15 protein-coding genes are annotated in these 20,339 nt (G+C 68.2%); 4 read left to right on the top strand and 11 right to left on the bottom strand.

Features of this window, described 5'->3' with window-relative positions; translation table 11 throughout:
- Positions 1 to 59 precede the first annotated feature (59 nt).
- The 6 genes from B1A74_RS13430 to B1A74_RS13455 form a co-directional block, all read right to left on the bottom strand.
- Positions 60 to 632 (bottom strand): TlpA family protein disulfide reductase, encoded by a 573-nt coding sequence (locus tag B1A74_RS13430; RefSeq protein ID WP_244269231.1) that lies wholly within the window; start codon positions 630 to 632, stop codon positions 60 to 62.
- Entirely contained in the window at positions 629 to 2,944 is a 2,316-nt protein-coding gene (locus B1A74_RS13435; protein ID WP_077244925.1) for a protein-disulfide reductase DsbD, read from the bottom strand. Before B1A74_RS13435 ends, B1A74_RS13430 begins: the two co-directional genes overlap by 4 nt.
- Positions 2,932 to 3,264, bottom strand: a complete 333-nt coding sequence (gene cutA, locus B1A74_RS13440) for a divalent-cation tolerance protein CutA (RefSeq protein WP_077244926.1) — start codon at positions 3,262 to 3,264, stop codon at positions 2,932 to 2,934. The genes B1A74_RS13435 and cutA overlap by 13 nt, the downstream gene beginning before the upstream one ends.
- 34 nt (positions 3,265 to 3,298) lie before the next feature.
- Positions 3,299 to 4,102, bottom strand: coding sequence for an efflux RND transporter periplasmic adaptor subunit (locus B1A74_RS13445; protein ID WP_018947488.1), 804 nt, complete (start codon positions 4,100 to 4,102; stop codon positions 3,299 to 3,301).
- Positions 4,099 to 5,403, bottom strand: coding sequence for a TolC family protein (locus B1A74_RS13450; RefSeq protein ID WP_077244927.1), 1,305 nt, complete (start codon positions 5,401 to 5,403; stop codon positions 4,099 to 4,101). Before B1A74_RS13450 ends, B1A74_RS13445 begins: the two co-directional genes overlap by 4 nt.
- Before the next feature lie 76 nt (positions 5,404 to 5,479).
- Positions 5,480 to 6,034, bottom strand: coding sequence for a thioredoxin family protein (locus tag B1A74_RS13455; protein ID WP_077244928.1), 555 nt, complete (start codon positions 6,032 to 6,034; stop codon positions 5,480 to 5,482).
- Between the two features lie 164 nt (positions 6,035 to 6,198).
- On the opposite strand from B1A74_RS13455, the gene B1A74_RS13460 reads away from it, so the two are divergent.
- The 4 genes from B1A74_RS13460 (at position 6,199) to B1A74_RS13475 (ending at position 9,784) form a co-directional block, all read left to right on the top strand.
- Positions 6,199 to 6,699, top strand: coding sequence for an FxsA family protein (locus B1A74_RS13460; RefSeq protein WP_077244929.1), 501 nt, complete (start codon positions 6,199 to 6,201; stop codon positions 6,697 to 6,699).
- 142 nt (positions 6,700 to 6,841) lie between these two features.
- Positions 6,842 to 7,132: a co-chaperone GroES gene (gene groES, locus B1A74_RS13465; RefSeq protein ID WP_018947484.1), complete on the top strand. Its 291-nt coding sequence runs from the start codon at positions 6,842 to 6,844 to the stop codon at positions 7,130 to 7,132.
- 51 nt (positions 7,133 to 7,183) lie between these two features.
- Entirely contained in the window at positions 7,184 to 8,851 is a 1,668-nt protein-coding gene (gene groL, locus B1A74_RS13470; RefSeq protein ID WP_024328266.1) for a chaperonin GroEL, read from the top strand.
- Between the two features lie 285 nt (positions 8,852 to 9,136).
- Entirely contained in the window at positions 9,137 to 9,784 is a 648-nt protein-coding gene (locus B1A74_RS13475) for an OmpA family protein (protein ID WP_024328265.1), read from the top strand.
- An 81-nt stretch (positions 9,785 to 9,865) separates the two neighbouring features.
- Here B1A74_RS13475 and B1A74_RS13480 read toward each other — a convergent pair whose 3' ends face one another.
- The 5 genes from B1A74_RS13480 to B1A74_RS13500 form a co-directional block, all read right to left on the bottom strand.
- Positions 9,866 to 14,050, bottom strand: coding sequence for a translocation/assembly module TamB domain-containing protein (locus tag B1A74_RS13480; protein WP_077244930.1), 4,185 nt, complete (start codon positions 14,048 to 14,050; stop codon positions 9,866 to 9,868).
- Positions 14,047 to 15,807: an autotransporter assembly complex protein TamA gene (locus B1A74_RS13485; protein ID WP_244269232.1), complete on the bottom strand. Its 1,761-nt coding sequence runs from the start codon at positions 15,805 to 15,807 to the stop codon at positions 14,047 to 14,049. Before B1A74_RS13485 ends, B1A74_RS13480 begins: the two co-directional genes overlap by 4 nt.
- 119 nt (positions 15,808 to 15,926) lie before the next feature.
- A complete protein-coding gene (locus B1A74_RS13490) occupies positions 15,927 to 17,012 on the bottom strand; it encodes an ABC transporter ATP-binding protein (RefSeq protein WP_018947479.1) in 1,086 nt (361 codons plus the stop codon).
- The gene (locus B1A74_RS13495) at positions 17,012 to 18,811 is read right to left on the bottom strand and encodes an ABC transporter permease (RefSeq protein ID WP_077244931.1); all 1,800 of its coding nucleotides are present in this window, start codon (positions 18,809 to 18,811) and stop codon (positions 17,012 to 17,014) included. Before B1A74_RS13495 ends, B1A74_RS13490 begins: the two co-directional genes overlap by 1 nt.
- 154 nt (positions 18,812 to 18,965) lie before the next feature.
- The gene (locus B1A74_RS13500; protein WP_077244932.1) at positions 18,966 to 20,021 is read right to left on the bottom strand and encodes a Fe(3+) ABC transporter substrate-binding protein; all 1,056 of its coding nucleotides are present in this window, start codon (positions 20,019 to 20,021) and stop codon (positions 18,966 to 18,968) included.
- Between the last annotated feature and the right edge of the window lie 318 nt (positions 20,022 to 20,339).

Consider the following 20,339-nt stretch of genomic DNA (forward strand, 5'->3'; position numbering starts at 1 on the left):
GCCGCAGGGCGGGCGGGGTGTCCAGCACCGCCGCGTGGCCACGCGAGAGAGCGACCGGCTCAGAGATACTGTTCGAGCCAGCCGTCAAGGTCGTCTTCGGTGACCTCGCCGCGATGGGTCGCGCGGATGGTGCCGTTGCGGTCGATGACCACGGTGTAGGGCAGGGCCCCGATCCGGTTCCCGTATTCAGTCTGGATCTCCATGGCTTCGTCCTGCCCGATCAGGATCGGGAATTCGATGCCGTAGGTGGCGACGAACTGTTCGGTGGCCGACTGTTCGTCCACGGCGACCGCGACGATGTTGAAATCCTCGTCGCGGTGCTGTTCCCAGGTCTCCTGGAACAGCGGCATTTCCTTCTTGCACGGCGGGCACCAGGTGGCCCAGAAGTTGAGCACCACCAGGTCGCCGTCCCACTGGCTGAAGGTCTGTGGATTACCGTCCAGGTCCGGCAGGGTGAAGTCGACGCGCGAGTCGCCGGCGGGGGTGTCGCCGGACCCCGCGATATCGGCGGCGTCGACTTGCGGGTCGCCGCCGGTCGCGGTGTTGCTGGACTGGTTGTTATCCAGACAGGCAGTCAGGGCCGGGGCGAGCAGCCCGAGCGCCATTGCGGGCCAGAATCGGTTTCCGATCACGGGCGTACCCCCAGGGCATTGTCCAGGTGGTCGAGGAACTCGCGCGCGTTCAGGTAACCGACGCGGCGGAACTGCGGCAGCGGTTCGCCGTCGCGGTCGTAGAACACCATCGCGGGCGGGCCGAACAGCTCGAAGTGCTGCATCAGCTCGCGGTGTTCCGAGGTGTTGTCGGTGACGTCGGCCTTCAGCAGATGAACGTCCGCGGTGGCCCGGATGACCTCGGGATCCTGGAAGGTGGTGCGGTCCAGGCGCACGCAGTCCACGCACCAGTCTGCGTAGAAATCGAGGAAGACTGGTTCGCCGCGTGAGGCGGCCTGTTCCACCTCGCGTTCCAGGTCTTCCAGGCTGTCGATGTAGGTGAACTCCATCTCCGTCGGTCCGCCGTCCGCGGTGGAGACGGCGGGCTGACTGAGGGTCGCCAGCGGGCGGGTCATGTCCTTGCCGCCGGTGGCCGCCCCCAGCATCAGCAGGATGCCGTAGATCAGGATCACCAGGCCGATCCCCTTCCACAGGGTGTGCCAGCCGGACTTGCCTTCGGGCAGGCTCTGCAGCGCCCCCATGTACACCGCGACCACGATGAACAGGGTGGCCCACAGGAACATCGCCACTTCGCCCGGGATGACCCGTTCCAGCAGCCAGATGCCCATGGCCAGCAGGCCCACGCCGAACACCGCCTTGATGGTATCCATCCACGGGCCGGCCTTCGGCAGCAGGCGTCCGGCCGAGGTGCCGATCGCCAGGAGGGGGGCGCCCATGCCCATGCTCAGCGAGAACAGGGCGATCCCGCCCAGCACGGCGTCGCCGGTCTGGCTGATGTAGAGCAGGGCTCCCAGCAGCGGTGCGGTGACGCACGGCCCGACGATCAGGGCCGAGAGGAAGCCCATGATACCGGCGCCGAACAGGGTGCCGCCTTCCTGCCGGTTGCTGATGTTCGACAGCTTGCTCTGCACGCCTGCCGGCATCTGCAGGTCGTAGAAGCCGAACATCGACATCGACAGAGCGATGAAGATGGCGACGAAGGTGCCGATGATCCAGGGGTTCTGGAAGGCGGCCTGCAGGTTGGCCCCGGCCATGCCCGCCAGCACCCCGGCTACGGTGTAAGTGAGCGCCATCGCGAGCACGAACACCAGCGAGATGAAGAACGCCTTGCGGGTGTTCATCTCCTTCTGGCCCAGGATGATGTTGGACAGGATCGGGATCATCGGGAACACGCACGGCGTGAAGGTCAGCAGCAGGCCGAAGCCGAAGAACGCCAGGGCCACCAGCCACACGCGCCCGTCGGCCAGCTGCGCCGCGATGCGGTCCTGTTCCGAGGCCGGCGGGGCGACGGCGTCGTCGTCCTCCGGCGCGGGCTCGCCTTCGTCCGGCAGGGCGGCCGTGTCGGCCTCCGCGGCCAGATCGGCGGCAAAGCTGACCGCGACTTCCTGAGTCAGCGGCGGGTAGCAGATACCCGCGTCCGCACAGCCCTGGTAGTCCACCGCCAGCACGATGTCGGCGACGTCGTCGGCATCGCGCTGCACCGGCACCAGGATTTCCACCTCGTCGCGGAAGATGCGGGTCTCGCCGAAGAACTCGTCTTCGTGCAGTTCGCCGTCCGGCGGGCTGATGTTGCCCAGCTCGATGCCTTCCCCTTCGGCGACGCGCACGTCCAGCTGGTCGCGGTAGAGATAGTAGCCGTCGGCGATGTCGAAGCGCAGCACCACGGCGTTCTGGCTGATCGCCTCGGCGGAGGCGGCGAACGCATCCTCGGGGTCGAGCAGGTCCTCGTCCCCGGCGAGGTCGCCGGACATCTGGCCGAGCTCGTCCAGTGCGCCTTCCTCGGCCGCCGTGGTGTCGGCCTCGGCCTCGGCGTCACCCGGCAGGCCCGGCAGGGTGATCGAGACGGTCTGGAAGTGCGGCGGGTAACAGATGCCGGCATCCGCGCAGCCCTGCGAGCGTGCGGTCAGCTCGATGGTCTCGTTTTCGGCGGCCAGTACCGGCAGCTCGATGCTGACCTCGCCGCGATAGGTCTCGACCCGCCCGAAGAACTCGTCTTCCTTGATCTCGCCGTCCGGGATCGCCGGATCGCCCAGTTCCAGACCGGGGCTTTCCGGTTCGAATTCGAACTGCTCGCGGTACATGTAGTACTCGTCCGCGATGTCCCAGGTCAGGCGGATGGTGGATTCATCCACCGCCTCGGCACTGATCGCGAAGGCGTCGTCCGGGTCGAGCAGGTCGTCGTCCATGCCGAACTGTGCCGCGGCCACTCCGGGCAGCAGCAACAGCGCGGTGAACAGGGCGGCAAGCCAGTAACGGAGGTTCATCGGGTGCATTCGTGGATCCAGTCCAGGTAGTCGGGCAGTCCGTCCTCGATCGGCAGGGCGATGATTTCGGGCGTGTCGTACGGATGTTGATCGTGCAGGGTGGCCCGAAGTTCGGGCCAGGCCTCGCGCGAGGTCTTGATCAGCAGGGTGACTTCGCTGTCGATCTCGATGCGGCCCTGCCACTGATAGATCGAGCGGCCGGGCGGGAGCATGTGCACGCAGGCGGCGCGGCCGGCCTCGACCAGGTGGCCGGCCAGGCGCTCGGCGGCGTCGGGGTCGTCCAGCGTGGTGATGACCAGCCAGGCCGGTGCGGGGTCGGATTCGCTCATGGTGATGTGCGTCCTCCTGGTTCAGTCCGGATGCTCATTCCAGGCCGAGTTCGATCCGTGCCGCCTGGTCCGCCCGCGGGGCGAGGCCATCCGGGGGCGTGAACTCGACCCGCAGACGATAGGCGGGGTCGTCCTCTTCGCCGCTGCGCTCCCAGTCCACGTGCACCACCCGGCCGTCGACGCGGGTGTCGTTCAGGATGACCGTAACCGGGTGCCCGGGTTCCAGGCGTGCGGCGGTATCCGCGTCCACGCGGCCGCGTGCATGCATCGGATCGTCGCGTCCGATCACCGCGAGAACCGGCGGAACCAGCGCGGGGTTCACGTATTCGTTGCGGGTGACGTCCAGGCGCAGCACGCGGCCCTCTCCGGGCGCGGCGATCTCGGTGTCGTGCAAGTCCGCGCGGGCCTGGCGGACCCGGGCACGGGCCTCGGTCAGGCGCGATTCGGCCGCGGTGTGGTCGATTCGGGCCAGTTCCAGTTCGCGCTCGGCGATCAGGGTCTGGTCGTACAGGTCGCGGGCCTTGCGCAGTTCGCGTTCGGTTTCCGAGGCTTCCAGCTCCAGGCGTTCGACCTCGGCCTGCGCTGCGGACAGTTCCGCACGGGCCCGGCGATCGTCGATGCGGAACAGGGTGTCATCTTCCATCACCCGGTCGCCGGGCCGGACCCCGATCTCCCGGACCTGGCCCGCGACGGGCGCGGTGATCCGGTACTGCTCGCTCCAGGCGAGCTCCGCGTCCACAGTCTGGGCGCCCGCGGCCGGGCTCAGCAACAAGAGCGCGAGGCTCGCGCCGATCGCTCGCCGGGTGGTGTGCGGGATGGGGTGAATACGGGTGTTCATGGGGTCCCTCCAAAGGCGGTGGCGTCGGCGGCGAACGGACTCAGGTCTTCGCGGCCGGTCAGCAGGGCAAGGCGTTCGTAGGCGAGGGCCAGCTCGAATTCGGTGCGGGCATTGAAATGCGCGGCTGCGCTCTGCTGGACCATGGAGTCGCCGAGATCGGCCTCGTCTTCCATCTGATAGAGATAGCGCGCGCGGCTGATGTAGAGGTCGCGGTAGTCCATGCGTGCCAGCGCCTCGTCCCGCTGTACCTCCAGGGTCCGGATTTCGTGCACGAGTTCGCGTACCCGGTTGCGGGCCCGGATCATGGCGTGGTCGCGTTCGGCCTCGGCTTCCCGGCGCTGGGCCACCGCGCGGCCGACGCGGGCATCGCCGCGGCGCCCCTCGAACAGCGGGACCTCCAGTACCAGCGCGGCGGCGAAGGGGTTGCGGTCTCCGCCGAACTCCTTGTTCCAGTAGCCGGTCTCGGCCTCGGCATACAGTCGGGGGCGGCTTTCACTGCGGGCCGCCTGCACGCGGCCGGTGGCGGCCTCGACCCGCTGGCGCTCGGCGGCCAGGGCCGGGCTGCCGGACTCCAGGTCCGCCAGCAGGCTGCGCAGCTCCGGAAGCTCGGGCAGGTCCAGCGGCAGCGGCGGACCGAGGACGTTGGCCGGCGGGCGTCCGCGGTGATGCAGGGCCTCGGCCAGCTCCGCGCGACTGCGCTGCTGGCGGTACAGCGAGCGTTGCCGCTGGGTGAAGTGCTCCTGGTAGTCCGCTTCCGCCTCGAACAGCTCGATGTCCGAGACCTGACCCATCTCGTTGCGTTCTTCCAGACGCTCCAGCGTGACGAAGGCCGCGGCCATGGCCTCGGTGTCGCGGGCGAATGCGAGATCGGCCAGGACCACATCGAAATAGCGCTCCAGGACCTCCAGGCGGTGCCGGGCGAACGCCAGCCACTCCTCCTGGCGCGCGGCCTCCAGCGCGCTGGCCCCGGCCTCCTCGCGCGCCCGGGAGTGGCCGAAGTCGCTCAGCAGCTTGCGCGCGACCAGGGTCGCACGCGAGTCGTTGTTGCGGTCGTCGGCGATGTTGTCGTTGGGCTCGATCCAGCGGGCTTCCAGACGCGCGTCCACGCGCAGGTCACGGTCGGCGCGCGTGGCTTCCAGCTCCGCTTCGGCCGCTTCGCGTCGGGCGCGGGCCTGCTGCACGCGGGGGTGCATCGCATTCACCGCCTCGATGGCATGCTGCAGCCGCAGGGGCTGGGGCAGCGGCTCGATGTCCGGCACCACCTCGGCCGACGCGGGACCGCCCGTGCCGACGGCCAGCACGAGGCACGCCGTCAGGAGGGCGCCGGCACGGCGCCCCCGGACAGGGAGACGAGGAGTCATGTCCGCTCCTTTGCGTTCAGCGGCCGCGCTGCTCGCGGCGGAAGCGATTGAAGTTGGTTTCTTCGTGGTGTCCCTCGGCGACAAAGCGCCCCAGGGTCAGGAATTCGTCCGCATCGCGGGTGGCCCCGGTAAAGCGGTGGATCGGTTCGCCGTCCAGGTCGAAGAACTGAAAGACCGGCGTGGCGCGCACGCGGAAATCGCGCGTGGCGAAATCGGCCATCCGCCGGGTCTCGCCGTCGAAGTTGGTGATCTCGACGTCGCCTTCGATGTCCACGGTGAAGATGGCGAAGTGCTCGCGGTAGTAGTCCTGCACCTGCGGCTGATTGAGCACCTGGTTCTTCATGCGGTGACAGAAAGGACAGGCGTCCATCTCGAAGAAGATCAGGATGCCCTTCTTGCCTTCCTCGCGGGCAAGTTCCAGTTCCTCCTGGAAATCACCGAAGGTCGGCTGGAAGAAGTGTTCTTCCGGATCACGCGGGTCTTCCTGGGCGACGGCCGTTCCGGCCAGCATGAACGCAAGGGTGAGCAGCAGGGCCGTGATGAGTCGATGGTGTAGCGGCGTGCGTGTCATGTGGCCTCCGTTCACTGGGGTCGTGTCTTGTCCTTATGACGCCGGGGAGGGTGGAGAAATTCCGTTTCTCGAGCAAGGGAACGGCGAGCAGGGTGCGCGCTCGATCGACACTTGCACCCGCGGCGTGGTCCAATGACGTCCTGTCCGCTGACACCCTCCTCACGATGCGCAATCCGCTTTTTCCGCTGCTGGTCTTTCTCGGTTTCATCCTGCTCGAGATCTTCGGGTTCGCCTGGGTCGGAGAAGCCGTCGGTGCGCTCGCCACGGTGGCGCTGGTGGTGGCGACCGCGGCCGGCGGGATCGTGCTGTTCCGGGTGCAGGGTTTCTATCACTGGCGGCGGCTGCAGCAGAGTCTGGCGCGCGGCGAGGTCCCCGCGCGCGGCCTGCTGGAGGGCTGGCTGCTGATGGCGGCCGCGGTGCTGCTGCTGGTCCCGGGGTTCTTCTCCGATGCGGCCGGCGCAGTGCTGCTGGTGCCACCACTGCGCCGGTTGCTTGCCGCGGGCATCCTGCGCCGCGGTCTGGTGCGGGCGCGGACCGGCCCGTTCCAGGGGCCCGGTCATGACGCCGGCGGCCCGATCGAGGGCGAGTTCCGCCGGCACGATGAAGAGGCCGGCGGCCGCGACGTGCTCGATCACGATTCCGGCGACGACGATCGGCGTCGCTGACCCCCTTCCGGTCGCGTTTCCGTGCTCTTGACTCGTGTTCGTTCGCCCCTATTATTAGCACTCGTTACGGGTGGCTGCTAACAGGGCATCCATCCGGTTCCCTCAGACCCCTGTTATCGACAGACAGAAAGGAGTTTCCACCATGAATCTGCGGCCTTTGCACGATCGCGTGATTGTGAAGCGCATGGAAGAAGAACGCACCACGCCCGGCGGCATCGTGATCCCGGATTCGGCGGCCGAAAAGCCGATCCGCGGCGAAGTCGTGGCCGTGGGCAACGGCAAGATCCTGGACAACGGCGAGAAGCGCGCGCTGGACATCAAGGCCGGCGACAAGGTGCTGTTCGGCAAGTACTCCGGCACCGAGGTCAAGGTCGACGGCGAAGAAGTCCTGGTGATGCGCGAAGACGACATCATGGCCGTCATCGAGGGCTGAGCCCGCATTCGCGTCACGTAGTTTTATTCAATTTCAGGAGCAGAATCCGACATGAGTGCAAAAGAAGTCCGCTTTGGCAACGATGCCCGTACCCGCATGGCCAAGGGTGTGAACACCCTCGCCAACGCCGTGAAGGTCACCCTCGGTCCGAAGGGCCGCAACGTGGTGCTCGACAAGGCCTTTGGCGCCCCGACCGTGACCAAGGACGGCGTGTCCGTGGCCAAGGAAATCGAGCTGGAAGACAAGTTCGAGAACATGGGCGCGCAACTGGTCAAGGAAGTCTCCTCGCAGACCTCCGACAGCGCCGGTGACGGCACCACCACCGCGACCGTGCTGGCCCAGTCCATCGTGCACGAAGGCATGAAGGCCGTGACCGCCGGCATGAACCCGATGGACCTGAAGCGGGGCATCGAGAAGGCCGTGACCTCCGCCACCGAGGAGATGAAGAAGCTCTCCAAGCCGTGCACCGAGCACAAGGCCGTGGCCCAGGTCGGTTCCATCTCCGCCAACTCCGACACCGCTGTGGGCGAGATCATCGCCGACGCGATGGACAAGGTTGGCAAGGAAGGCGTGATCACGGTCGAGGAAGGCTCCTCGCTGGAGAACGAACTGGATGTGGTCGAGGGCATGCAGTTCGACCGCGGCTACCTGTCCCCGTACTTCGTCAACAACCAGCAGAGCATGAGCGCCGAGCTGGATGATGCCTACATCCTGCTGGTCGACAAGAAGATCTCCAACATTCGCGAGCTGCTGCCGGTGCTGGAAGGCGTCGCCCAGAACAGCAAGCCGCTGCTGATCATCGCCGAGGACATCGAGGGCGAGGCCCTGGCCACGCTGGTGGTGAACTCCATGCGCGGTATCGTCAAGGTCGCCGCCGTGAAGGCGCCCGGCTTCGGTGACCGCCGCAAGGCCATGCTGCAGGACATCGCCGTTCTGACCGGTGGTCAGGTGATCTCCGAAGAGGTCGGTCTGTCGCTGGAGAAGGCCACGGTGGAAGACCTGGGCCGCGCCAAGAAGGTGCAGGTGTCCAAGGAAAACACCACTATCATCGACGGCATGGGCAACAACGACGACATCCAGGGTCGTGTCGGCCAGATCCGCAAGCAGATCGACGAAGCTACCTCCGACTACGACAAGGAAAAGCTGCAGGAACGCGTGGCCAAGCTGGCCGGCGGTGTTGCGGTGATCAAGGTCGGTGCGGCCACCGAGGTCGAGATGAAGGAGAAGAAGGCGCGCGTCGAGGACGCCCTGCACGCCACGCGTGCGGCCGTCGAGGAAGGCGTGGTGCCCGGCGGTGGTACCGCGCTGCTGCGGGCCTGCAACGCCATCCGCGAGCTCAAGACCGACAACGAGGAGCAGAACGCCGGCATCAACATCGCCCGCCGCGCGATGGAAGAGCCGCTGCGCCAGATCGTCTACAACACCGGTGACGAGCCGTCCGTGGTCCTCAACCAGGTGCTGGAAGGCGAGGGCAACTACGGCTACAACGCCGCAACCAGCGAGTTCGGCGACATGATCGAGATGGGCATCCTGGATCCGACCAAGGTGACCCGTTCGGCGCTGCAGAACGCGGCATCGGTCGCGGCCCTGATCATCACCACCGAGGCGATGGTGGCCGATCTGCCGAAGAGCGACGACAACGCCGGCGGTGGCGGCGGTGACGACATGGGCGCCATGGGTGGCATGGGCGGAATGGGAGGCATGGGCGGCATGATGTAATGCCGGCCCGGCCTCACCGGTCAGCCCTCGGGACCCCGCTTCGGCGGGGTCTTTTTGATGGAGGCGCCGTCAAAATGTCTCATGTACGGCACAGCGTTGTGACATCGAGACAGAATCCACGCTTGATTGCGTGCAAAACCGTGAATGGTGTGCCACTATCAAGGCGATGTGGAAGGTCCGGGCCGTGAGCCGTCCTTCCGTCCGGATAGGGCCGGGATCGGTGTGCAGGCGTCGCTTCCTGAATTCCCGCAATCCGTCGTCATCGTTTCTCCAAGGAGGCAAAGAATGAATCAGAAGCTTGTCAAGAACCTGCTGGCCGCCTCGGTGGCCTCACTCATGTTCGGCGCGGCCGGCCAGGCCGTGGCGGGCAGCCACTCCAACCCCGCCGCCAATGTCACCGACTCCTCCGGTGCCGTGGTCATCGACGGTTCCGGCGAGTGCGTGCGCACCTCGAGCTGGGCGCCCGAGTACGTGCGCCATTCGCAGTGCGCCGGCTACATCGAAGAAACCGCCGAAGCGCCCGAGCCGGATCCGGAACCCGCTCCGGCCCCGAGCCCCGAGCCGGAATTCGAAACCACGACCCTGAGCGCCGAAGTGCTGTTCGAATTCGACAGCGCCGAGCTGCGTTCCGAAGGCCGTTCCGAGCTGCGTGACCTGGTGGCCGACCTGACGGCCGAAGGTGCCTCGTACACCTCCGTGCTGGTCGAGGGTCACACCTGCACCATCGGTCCGGCCGATTACAACCAGGGCCTGTCCGAGCGTCGCGCGCAGAGCGTGGCGGACTTCCTCGCTTCCGAGGGCATCCGCGAGAGCGACATCGAGTCCATGGGTCATGGCGAAGACCGTCCCACCGCGGACAACTCCACCCGCGAAGGCCGCGAGGCCAACCGTCGCGTGGAAGTGACCTCCGACGTGGAGCGCCGGGTCGACTGATCCGGACCGCACCGTAGCGGAGACTCGAACCCCCGGTCGTGTTTTGCGACCGGGGGTTTTTTTGCTCCTGTGGCCGCGGTGTCAGCGCTCGTGGCGGTAGATGAGGTCGATCGCCTGGCCCTCGCTGCCCGAGGAGGTCTCCACGCTCAGCGAACGGGTCAGTTCATAGCGCAACAGTACCCGCGAGGTGTTGTCGAACAGCCCGACCGTATACCGCAGCAGGAGCCGTGGCGACAGGTAGAGCCCCAGGGTCAGCGCGCTCTGGTCGAGGCCGCCATCGGTGTCCAGCTCCACTTCGTCCAGGCCCAGCTCCGAGCCGATGCGCTGGGTGATCATCGCCCCCTGTTCCAGGCCCCAGCCGGCGGCTGCGGCGGCCAGCAGGTTGCCGTCGGATTCCGATGCCCCGGACAGCGGCCGGCCGGTCAGCAGGTAGGACAGGGCCTCGGTCTCGTCCATCGGCGGTTCGGAGAAGATCCGGCTGCGCAGGGCATCCGGGGTGCCGCCGATCTCCAGGCCCACGGTCACGTTGTATTCGGGCACCCGGCGTACCGCACGCAGGTCGAGATCGGGCGCCTCCGGCGGTCCCTGGAACAGCAGGATGCCGCGGTCGATCTGCAGGTCCTGGCCGTAGGAGGTGTATTCGCCCTCGGGGATGCGGATCTCGCCGAACATCTGCGTCGGGCGTCCGGTGACCTGTTCCACATCCACTTCACCGGCAAAGCGGGCCGTCAGGCCGAAGCCGTCGAAGCGTACGTCATCGCCCAGATGCAGGCGCACGCGGATATCGATGGGAAACGCCGCCGTACGCTCCTCTTCCTCACCGACGATGACCTGGTCGCCCGATACCCGCACCGCGCCCGGCGGCAGGTCGGGCGGGCGCAGGCGGGCGCGCGGCACGCTGATGCCGCCACGGATCGCCAGGCCCTCGTCCGGGCGGAAGCGGATGCGCAGGGCCGGATCGATCAGGGCCTCGGCATCGGCGCGGTTGACCGCCAGGAAGTCTTCCCCGTCGACCCGCAGCAGGACCTGCGGGCCGTCCTCGCCGAGATCGGCGCGGCCGTCGAGGTCGATCCGGCCCTCGCCGGACTCCAGTGCCCCGCTGATGGTCATCTCGCGCGCGGACAGGACATCGGCGCGCAGTTCCGGGATCGCCACGTCGATGCCCGCCTCGGGGATCGTGACCCCGCCATCGTGGAAGCGCAGTCCGCCTTCCACCAGCGGGTCCTGCAGCGGCCCGTCCAGTCCCAGCGCCAGCTCGAACGCGCCGCGCAGGTTCTCGATCTCCGGGCTGGTGGCCGCGAGCCAGGCAAGATCCTCCAGGCGCGCCTCCAGGTCGCCCTGAATGCCCGTCACCCCGTCTTCCTCGCGCAGGGCGATATCGGCCCGGGCCATGCCGTTGTCGAGGAAGTCCAGGCGCAGCGCGGCATCCACGTCCCGGTCGCGCACCCGGGCCGTCAGTCGGGTGTCCCGCCACGGGACCTCCTGCAGGAGGTCGTCGCCGTCGCGTACCTGCAAAACGCCATCGCTCGGGGTGACGGCGAGATCCGCATCCAGCCGGCCGTCGGCGTCCAGACGCCCGTCGGCCTCCGCATCCACGGTGCCCTGCAGGGCCAGTTCCGGGGGCAGCAGCGGTTGCAGCCAGGCCAGGTCGATGGCTCCCAGGCGGGTGGCGAAGCTCGCCTCCCCGGAGGGCTCCAGGCGGCCTTCGGCGCAGATCTCGCCGCCGTCGCGTTGCAGGCACAGCCGTTCCAGGCGCGCCGACTCGGGACCGCCTTCCACCGCCACCGGCCCCGCCAGTGACCAGCGTCCGGCGAGCGGCTGGTCGAGCGTGAGCTGCTGGATGCGACCCTTCCAGTGCAGCGCTTCGGTGTCCAGACCGCCATCCACGGCCAGCTCCAGCTGGCCGAATTCGGCGGCCTCCAGATCCAGCCGCGCCCGATGCTCGCCGGCGGTGCCATCGGCGCTCAGCCGCAGGCGTTCGATCAGGGTTTGCCCCGCGCTCGCGACCCCGTGCAGGCTCAGGTCGATCTCGGCCGGGGCGGTTTCCGCGAGCCCGGTGTCCGCCTCCAGTTCCAGCCGTTCCAGGGCGAAGTCCTCGTAACGCAGTTGCGCGCCGCGGCCGCGGGCGGTGATCCGCGGCGCCTCGCGTTCGCCATGCAGGCGGGCATCCAGCTCGAGTTCGCCACCCAGTCCCGGCATCAGGGCGTCCAGCCCGGGTGCCTGCAGCGCGAGGTCCAGGTCCAGGGTGTCGGCCACGCGCCCCGCGATCCGGGCCCGGTTGTCCCCCAGCCCGAGTACGAGCTCGCGGATGTCGAGGATCTCGTCTTCCAGGCGCAGTTCGCCGCTCCCGGACACCGGCTGCTCGCGCAGATGGCCGTCGAGCCGGCGGATGCGGGCCTCCACCGTCGGTCCGTCTTCCGGGTCCAGCCGGCCCGCGGTGTGCAGGTCCAGGGCAAGGCGCCCGGGGAAATCGGGGGCGGCCAGGCCGGGATCGAGCTCGCGCGCGCGCAGGTCGAGGTCCCAGTCCAGGCCGGCGCCGTAGCCCACCTCGCCGCTCAGGCCCAGGTGCGCTCCGGGGTCGCTGCGCAGGTTGAGCTCACGGATGCGGGCGCGCTGGGCGTCCAGCTCCACGCGGCCGTCGCCGCGCACCCCGACCCCCTGTGCGCTCGCCTCCAGCGCGGTCAGCGCCAGGCCGGCATCGAAATCGGCCTCGGCCGGTGCCAGGGCGCCGGTCAGGGCGAGCCGCAGGCGGTCCAGCCGGGCATCGGCATCGGGCCGGAACTGCGCCGCATCCACTCCCTCGAGGTCGAGGTCCAGGGCGAACGGCCAGCGGGTCTCGGGATCATCGGCCGCCGCCTGCAGCCCGTCCAGGTGCCCCTGCAGGCTCAGGCGGGCATCGCCCAGCGCGAAGCTTCCCCGCTCGAAGCGGGCGCGGCCTTCGGCCAGCAGCAGGTCCAGCTCGCCGGTCAGCGGCTGGTCTTCGAAATGGCCGTCCAGCTCGGTGAGGGTGACGGCGGCCTCCAGCGCGGCCAGCGGATTCTCAGCCGCCAGCGGCAGGCGTCCCCGGCTGCTCGCGCTCAGGCGCCGGATTCCGGCATCCAGCTCCGGCATGTCGTCCAGTGCCGTTTCCAGCGCCGCGAGGTCGAGCGCGTCGAGGTCCAGACCGAGGTCCCAGGTGAGGTCATCGGCGAACCCCGCGTCGCCCCTGACAGTGAGGTTCCCCGCCGCGGAGCGCAGAGCCAGGGTCTCCAGGCGGGCGGATTCCAGGTCGCCGTGCGCCGCGAGCAGCAGGTCCAGTGCGGGCCAGGGTTCCATGCGCGCGCCGGCGGTCAGATCCAGGTCCCATTCGTCCGGCGTGGCGCTGGCACGCAGCCGGCCGGCATCGATGGCCAGCCGGGTCTCGGGATCCGGCACCAGCTCGAAGGCTTCCCACGCATGCTCCAGCTCCAGCATCGGATCCGCGAGGGCGCGGTGGAGGGTCGCGCGGGTCTCCATGCGCGGGCCGGCCTCGACCACGTGGTCGAGGTGCAGGCTTTGCAGCAGTTCGCCCTCGAGCGTCAGCGAGCCCCGGGCATCGTCACGCTCCAGCAGTTCGCCGGCTGCATCGGGGAGCCGCAGTAACCACCGGCCTCCGGCCTCCAGCGGATAGTCACCGCGGGCCCGCAGCCGGGCATGCAGGCTCAGTTCGAGTTCCGGTTCCGGCAGGGCCAGGTCCAGGTGGTGGAGGTGGAAGCGGGTGCCGCGCGCGCTCAGTCGCGCCTGCATGCGTGTCATCGCAAACAGTTCCTCGCCGGCGCGCGTGACCCGGAAGTCGGTCAGATGCACCCGGTCGAGGTGGACGCCCAGCAGCGGGATCCGGATGCGGTCGGGCAGTTCCAGGGGCAGGGGGAGTTCCCCGGGTGCGTCCGCCTCGTCATCCGGTGCCTCGGGCAGATCCACCCGCACCCCGCGCGCACGGAGTTCGCCGAGGCGCAGATCGAGGGCGAGCAGTCCCGCCGGGTCCAGCGCCACCCGTGCCTCGTCGACCGCGATCGAGGGTCCTTCCGGCAGTTCGAGCGAGAGCCCGCGCACGGCGAACCCCCGGAACAGCGTACCCTCGACTTCCGCGATGCTCAGATCTACCGGGGCGTGGCGTTCGGCCTGTTCGGCCAGCCAGCGCGTCCCGGATTCGCTGGACAGCAGGGCGGCGAGGCCGGAGAGCACGCCGAGCAGCAGGAGGACCAGTATGCCGGTCGCGCGGGTGCCGATGCGCAGCCAGCGGCTCAAAGGTCCGGCCCCATGGAAAAGTGAATGCGGAAGTCGTCGTCCGAATCCGGTCCGTGGGCCAGATCGAGACGGATCGGACCCACCGGCGAGCGCCAGCGCACGCCGATCCCGCCGCCGTATACCGTGTCGAAGTCGGAGAAGTCATCGAATGCGTTGCCGGCATCCACGAAGATCGCCGCGCTCCAGTCACCGACCACCGGGATCTCGTACTCGGCACTGCCTACCAGGCGGTGTCGCCCGCCGATGATGTCGCCGTCGTCGTTCTTCGGCCCCAGTTTCTGATAGCCGTAGCCGCGGATGGAACCGTCGCCCCCGGCGAAGAAGCGCAGGGAACTGGGCAGTTCGCGCACCGAATCGACCTCGGTATAGCCGGCATCGGCGCGCAGCAGCGCGCGTCCCGGTCCCAGACCGCGGATGTAGCGGGCGTTGCCGCGCACCTGGGCGAAGCTGGTGGTGGAGAGGAGTTCCTCCGCGGCCCCCTGGACCGTGCCCTCCAGGCGGTAGCCCCGGCGCGGGGTCATCGGGTCGTCGGCCTCGGTGCGGCTCACGCGATACGACGGGATCAGCAGCTTCGAGGTGTCGGTCTGGTCGCCGACGGTGAAGTCCTCGTATTCGTAGCGCAGCATCTCCGTGGTCTGCCACCCGGAATCGCGTTGCAGCACCCGGCTGGTACCCAGCTGGAAGCGGTCGTATTCCTGAGTGCCGGTGTCCTCGGTCCGCCACGAGGTGAACAGGTTCAGGCGTTCGCGCAGCGGGTCGCGCAGCGGGATCTCGTAATTGAAGGCCACGCCGGAACGTACCGGCGAGGCCTCCACCTCGCCGGTATAGCGATGTCCGCGCCGGTTGGCATAGCGGTTTTCCATGCCGAAGCGGGTGCGCGGGCCGATGTCGGTGGAATAGCCGATGCCGGCCTCGAAGGCCAGGCGGTTGCGCGGCTCCAGTTCGACCATCACCGGTACCCGGCGCTCCTCGGCCTCGTCACGCAGCGGGCGCACGCGCACCGATTCGAAATAGCCGCTGTTGTTGAGATTGCGCTGCAGTTCGATGATTCGTGCGGAGGCATAGGGCTCCCCGGGTTCGAACGGCAGCAGACGCTGCATGAAACGCCCGCGCAGGATGTCCTGTTCGATGGTGATCTCGCCGAGCTCATAGCGCGGCCCGGTGTCCATGTGCAGGCGGATGGCGGCCGTGCGTTCGTCGGTATCGACCTCCAGTCGGCGCAGCGTGAACTCGGCCTCGAAATAGCCGCGTTCGGCCGCGACCCGGGTAAAGCGTGCGCGCAGGGCGTCGTAACGGTCGTGGCGCAGCACGTCCCCGGTGGTGATCTGCGTCTGCATCAGGATGGTCTCGAACGCGGGATCCACGCGGCCCTCCCCGTCCACCTGCAGGTCCAGCCGTTCGACCGTGGTGGGCGGGCCGGGGTCGAAGGTCAGGTTCAGGGTCCAGCAGGGGTCCGCGTCGCGTTCCAGCGACAGTTCCAGCTCCGGATGGTAGTGGCCGATGGCGCGCAGGGCGTCGCGGGCGCGGCTTTCGGCGTCGCGCAGCACCCGGCTCTCGCGGAATTCGGGCAGCTCGCAGCGCTGGCGCGCAAGGTCGAGGGTTGCCTCGATGTTGTCGCGCTGTTCGGCGGTGCCGCCCTCCAGTACCAGGCGGGGCCGCTCGTCACCGGCTGCCGGGGAGGTAAGCAGGGGCAGGGCCCCGAGCAGGGCCGCGAGGAGGAGGCGGCGCAGCCGGACGAATGGCGGGATGAGAATCATCGATGACGGGTCACGCGATCACGGGGCAACGGCCGAATGTTGCCGACAGGTTCGGTCCATGTTTCTCCGAGTGACAAGGCGGGTCGCGGGTTCCGCTCCCCGGTGTTCAGCGGGAGGGGTCAGCCGCCGGGGCAGTCGACGCCACTTTCCCGCGAGAATACCACCAGATGGGAGAAATCCAGGCGCAGGCGGACATGCTCGCCGATCACGAAATTGTCGTGCGACGGTGCCATGCACTGCACGCTGAGGCCGTCGGGCAGGCGCAGGGTGTAGAGGAAATCCGCACCGCGGAAGGCCTTGTCCAGGACCTCGGTGCGGACCTCGCCGTTCTCGTTGTCGATGGCGATGTCGTCCGGGCGTACCAGCACGTCGACCGCGGTGCCGGGGGCGAGGTCCTCCGAAAGCGGGCCCTGCAGGTGGCCCAGGGCGGTGTCGACCTGATTGCCGGGTTCCACCATGCCGGGGATCAGGGTGCCTTCGCCGATGAAATCCGCGACGAAGCGGTTGGCCGGCCGGTGATAGAGGTTGTAGGCGCTGTCCAGCTGGGCGATGCGCCCCTCGTGGATGACGGCGATGCGGTCGGCGAAGGCGAACGCTTCGTTCTGATCGTGGGTTACCAGGATCGCCGTGGTGTTCTCCGCGCGCAGGATCTCGCGCACCTCGCGCGCCAGTTCGCCGCGCAGCTCGACGTCCATGCTGGAAAAGGGTTCGTCCAGAAGCAGCAGGCCCGGGCGTGGTGCCAGGGCACGGGCCAGGGCGACGCGCTGTTGCTGTCCCCCCGACAGCGCGTGTGGATAGCCTGGTTCATAGCCGATCAGGCCGACCAGCCGCAGGAGCTGTCGCACCCGTTCGTCCTGCTTCGCGCGGCTCCAGTGGCGGATGCCGAAGCGCAGGTTGTCGCCTACCGTCAGATGCGGGAACAGGGCGAAATCCTGGAACACCATGCCCACGCCGCGCTTTTCCGGAGGCACGGTGAAACCGGGGTCGCTCATCGTTCGACCGTTCATGCGGACCTCACCGCGCATCACCGGCTCGAAGCCGGCGATCGCGCGCAGCAGGGTCGTCTTGCCGCAGCCCGAGGGCCCGAGGAGGCAGCCGATCTGGCCTTCGGGAAGCTGCAGTGACGCGTCGTGGACGACGGGCTGTCCGTCGTAGCCGATGTCGATGTGGTCGAGATCCAGAAGCGGTGTATGGGGTACCTGCATCAGCGGTCCTGTGCTTCGTCGGCGGACGGATTCATGGTGGCGCCGGCGGGCGCTGCCAGTGCTCGCGAACGTGGCCGGCGGCCGGGGTCCTCGGCAGGTTCGTCTGCCGGCGCGCCCTGGCCGGGGCGCGAGCGCCCGATGGTCGTCGACAGGAGGATAACCGGAACCAGCCCGACCAGCACGATGGCGAGCGCCGCGCTGGAGGACTCCCGCAGGCGCTCGTCCCCGGCCAGCTCGAAGGCCCGCACCGCCAGGGTGTTGAAGTCGAACGGACGCAGGATCAGCGTCGCCGGCAGTTCCTTGAGAACGTCGACGAACACCAGCAGCAGGGCGGTCAGCAGCGTGCCGCGCATGATCGGCATATGGACCCGCCACAGGGTCTTGACCGGGTGCAGCCCGAGCGAACGCGCGGCGTCATCCATGCTCGGCTGGATCTTGCCCAGGCCGGCCTCGACGGTCTGCAGCGACACCGCGAGGAAGCGCACGGCGTAGGCGAACAGCAGCGCGAACACCGTGCCGGACAGCAGCAGCCCGGTGCTGACGCCGAAGGTGTCGCGCATGAAACTGTCCAGCGCGTTGTCGAAGGCCGCGAACGGGATCATGATGCCGATCGCGATCACCGTGCCGGGTACCGCGTAGCCCATGCCGGCGATGCGGACCGCCACGTGGGTGATCCGCCCCCCCTCCATGCGCTGGGCGTAGGCGAGCACGAGGGCCAGCGCGACCGCGATGATCGCGGCGGCGATGGCCAGCCAGAAGGTGTTGAACACCAGTCCGGCGAAACGCGGATTCATCCACTGGTCGGTGGTCTGGAACGCCCAGATGGCCAGCTGCACCGTGGGGATCAGGAAGCCGAACAGAACCGGCAGCAGGCAGGCGAGGAAGGCGCCGGAGGCCTTCCAGCCGCGCAGGCGGTAGCGCGGCAGCGTGGAATAGCGGCGACTGGTGTGGTGGAAGCGGGCCTTTGCGCGCGACCAGCGCTCCAGCAGGATCAGCACGAACACGAAGCTCAGCAGCACGGCCGCCAGCTGGGCGGCTGCGGCCGGGTCGCCGAGCCCGTACCAGGTGCGGAAGATGCCCGTGGTGAACGTGCTGACACCGAAATAGGCCACGGTCCCGTAGTCGGCCAGCACCTCCATGAGTGCCAGGGTCAGCCCGGCGATGATCGCCGGACGGGCCAGGGGCAGTGCGACCCGGCGAAAGCCCTCCCAGGGGCCGGCGCCCAGCGTGCGCGAGACCTCCAGCACGCAGACCGACTGCTCCAGAAAGGCCGCCCGGCTGAGCAGGTAAACGTACGGGTAAAGCACCAGCAGCAGCATGACCATTGCGCCGCCCAGCGACCGGATCTCGGGGAACCAGTATTCGCCGTAGCCCAGCCCCGTCAGCTCGCGGATCAGACCCTGTACCGGCCCGGAAAAGTCGAGCATGCCGGTGTAGGTATACGCGATGATGTAGGCGGGCATCGCCAGCGGCAGCATCAGGGCCCACTGGAAGACCGAGCGGCCCGGGAACTCGCACATGCTGATCAGCCAGGCCACCGGCACGCCGATGAGCAGTACGCCGATCCCCACCCCGACCAGCAGTACCAGGGAGTTGGTGACATAGTCGGCCAGCACCGTCTGGCGCAGGTGTTCCCAGACCTCGCCGGCGGGGATGAATACGTGTCCGAAGATCACCAGCACCGGCAGGGCGAGGACCAGCGCGGTGATCACCGCCACCAGCGACCACGGGCTGAGCGGCAGCCGCGGACGGCGGAAGGCGGGCATGCGTGCCCCGGTGCTGGTGACGGAATCGGTCATGGAGTGCAAATAGTAAAGGTTCTTGTTTCGAATTCCATGGGTGCCCCCGCAGTCTGCGGGGAGTACGGCCACTGCCGCGTTCCGGGGGGGCACACACAAGCGCCCCGACCAGGGCATGGTCGGGGCACTGCAGGGGTCTCCGGGTCAGGCGGGATCAGCGCCAGCCGCCGCGGTCCATGATGCGCACGGCCTCGGCGTTGTTTTCGCCCAGGATGTACAGCTCGATGTCGTCGGAGACGAAGTTGCCGAAACCGGCGAGGATGTCGCTGGTCGGGACATCGTCACGGATCGGGTATTCCTGGTTGGCTTCGGCGTACCACTCCTGGGCCGATTCCGATGTCAGGTACTCGATCAGCCGGACCGCGTTCTTCTGGTTGGGGGCATGGGCCGTGACGCCCGCGCCGGAGATGTTCACGTGGGTGCCACGACCGTCCTGATTGGGCCAGAAGACCCCGATCTGCTCGGCCACTTCGCGATCACGCCCTTCGCCTTCCAGCATCATGCCGAGGTAGTAGGTGTTGGCGATGGCGATGTCGCACACGCCGTCGGCCGCCGCGCGGATCTGGTCGCGGTCACCTCCCTGCGGACGCCGGGCCATGTTGGCCACGATGCCTTCCACCCATTGCTGGGCGGCATCTTCGCCCTCGCTGGCGATCATGGAGGCGACCAGCGACTGGTTGTAGACATTGTCGGAAGAACGGATGCAGATCCGGCCTTCCCACTGCGCGTCGGTCAGGGCCTCGTAGGTCGACAGCTCGGACGGGTCGACACGGTCGGTGTGGTACATGATGGGCCGGGCGCGCATGGACAGGCCGAACCACTCGCCATCCGGGTCGCGGTAGCGCTCGGGGACGTTGTTTTCGAGGGTTTCGCTCTCGATCCCCTGGAGTACCCCGGCCGCGTGAGCCTGGTGCAGACGTCCGGCGTCCGTGGTGATGAACACGTCGGCGGGCGAATTGCGGCCTTCCTGCCGCAGCCGCTGGAGCAGAGCGTCGGCACCCCCGGTCACCAGGTTGACCTCGATCCCGGTCTCGTCGGTGAAGTCTTCCAGCAACGGCTGGATGAGCTGTTCCTGACGTGCGGAATAGAGGTTGACCTCTCCGGCGCCCGCGGCGCCGTTATCGGCGTCGGGGCCACAGCCGGCAAGCGGCAGAGTGACGGCCACCGTGGCGGCGGCACCGATGATCCAGTTCAGGGGGCGGGTCTGCATGGCCGTTGGTCCTCGAGACGGTTGGTTTTTGTAGTTGATTCGCCATAAAAGCGAGAACGATTGTTATTTGTATTATCTTCCGTGGTCAAGTCCCATCATCCGGATTGTTTGTCGCGGCGGCCCGCCCCGGACGTGCACATCGATCGGTGTTTCCCTAATCTGAGACCCATGGACAAGCCACTGCCGCAGACCCCCGCCCCGCTGCCCGCCGCGCTGGAAGACGAGATCCGGCGCCTGTGGGAGGAACTGGAACCCGCAGAGGGCGCACCGCCGGACCCGCCACCCGCCGAACACCGGCCGCCGGCCTTCAGCCATTAC

Source organism: Thioalkalivibrio halophilus, assembly GCF_001995255.1.
Classification (GTDB): domain Bacteria; phylum Pseudomonadota; class Gammaproteobacteria; order Ectothiorhodospirales; family Ectothiorhodospiraceae; genus Thioalkalivibrio; species Thioalkalivibrio halophilus.

Bases quoted from the DNA above. Each gene is read 5' to 3' on its own strand.
- B1A74_RS13435 (WP_077244925.1), bottom strand. From the start codon at position 2,944: ATGCACCCGATGAACCTCCGTTACTGGCTTGCCGCCCTGTTCACCGCG.
- cutA (WP_077244926.1), bottom strand. From the start codon at position 3,264: ATGAGCGAATCCGACCCCGCACCGGCCTGGCTGGTCATCACCACGCTG.
- B1A74_RS13445 (WP_018947488.1), bottom strand. From the start codon at position 4,102: ATGAACACCCGTATTCACCCCATCCCGCACACCACCCGGCGAGCGATC.
- B1A74_RS13455 (WP_077244928.1), bottom strand. From the start codon at position 6,034: ATGACACGCACGCCGCTACACCATCGACTCATCACGGCCCTGCTGCTC.
- B1A74_RS13460 (WP_077244929.1), top strand. From the start codon at position 6,199: ATGCGCAATCCGCTTTTTCCGCTGCTGGTCTTTCTCGGTTTCATCCTG.
- groES (WP_018947484.1), top strand. From the start codon at position 6,842: ATGAATCTGCGGCCTTTGCACGATCGCGTGATTGTGAAGCGCATGGAA.
- groL (WP_024328266.1), top strand. From the start codon at position 7,184: ATGAGTGCAAAAGAAGTCCGCTTTGGCAACGATGCCCGTACCCGCATG.
- B1A74_RS13475 (WP_024328265.1), top strand. From the start codon at position 9,137: ATGAATCAGAAGCTTGTCAAGAACCTGCTGGCCGCCTCGGTGGCCTCA.
- B1A74_RS13485 (WP_244269232.1), bottom strand. From the start codon at position 15,807: ATGATTCTCATCCCGCCATTCGTCCGGCTGCGCCGCCTCCTCCTCGCG.
- B1A74_RS13490 (WP_018947479.1), bottom strand. From the start codon at position 17,012: ATGCAGGTACCCCATACACCGCTTCTGGATCTCGACCACATCGACATC.
- B1A74_RS13495 (WP_077244931.1), bottom strand. From the start codon at position 18,811: ATGACCGATTCCGTCACCAGCACCGGGGCACGCATGCCCGCCTTCCGC.
- B1A74_RS13500 (WP_077244932.1), bottom strand. From the start codon at position 20,021: ATGCAGACCCGCCCCCTGAACTGGATCATCGGTGCCGCCGCCACGGTG.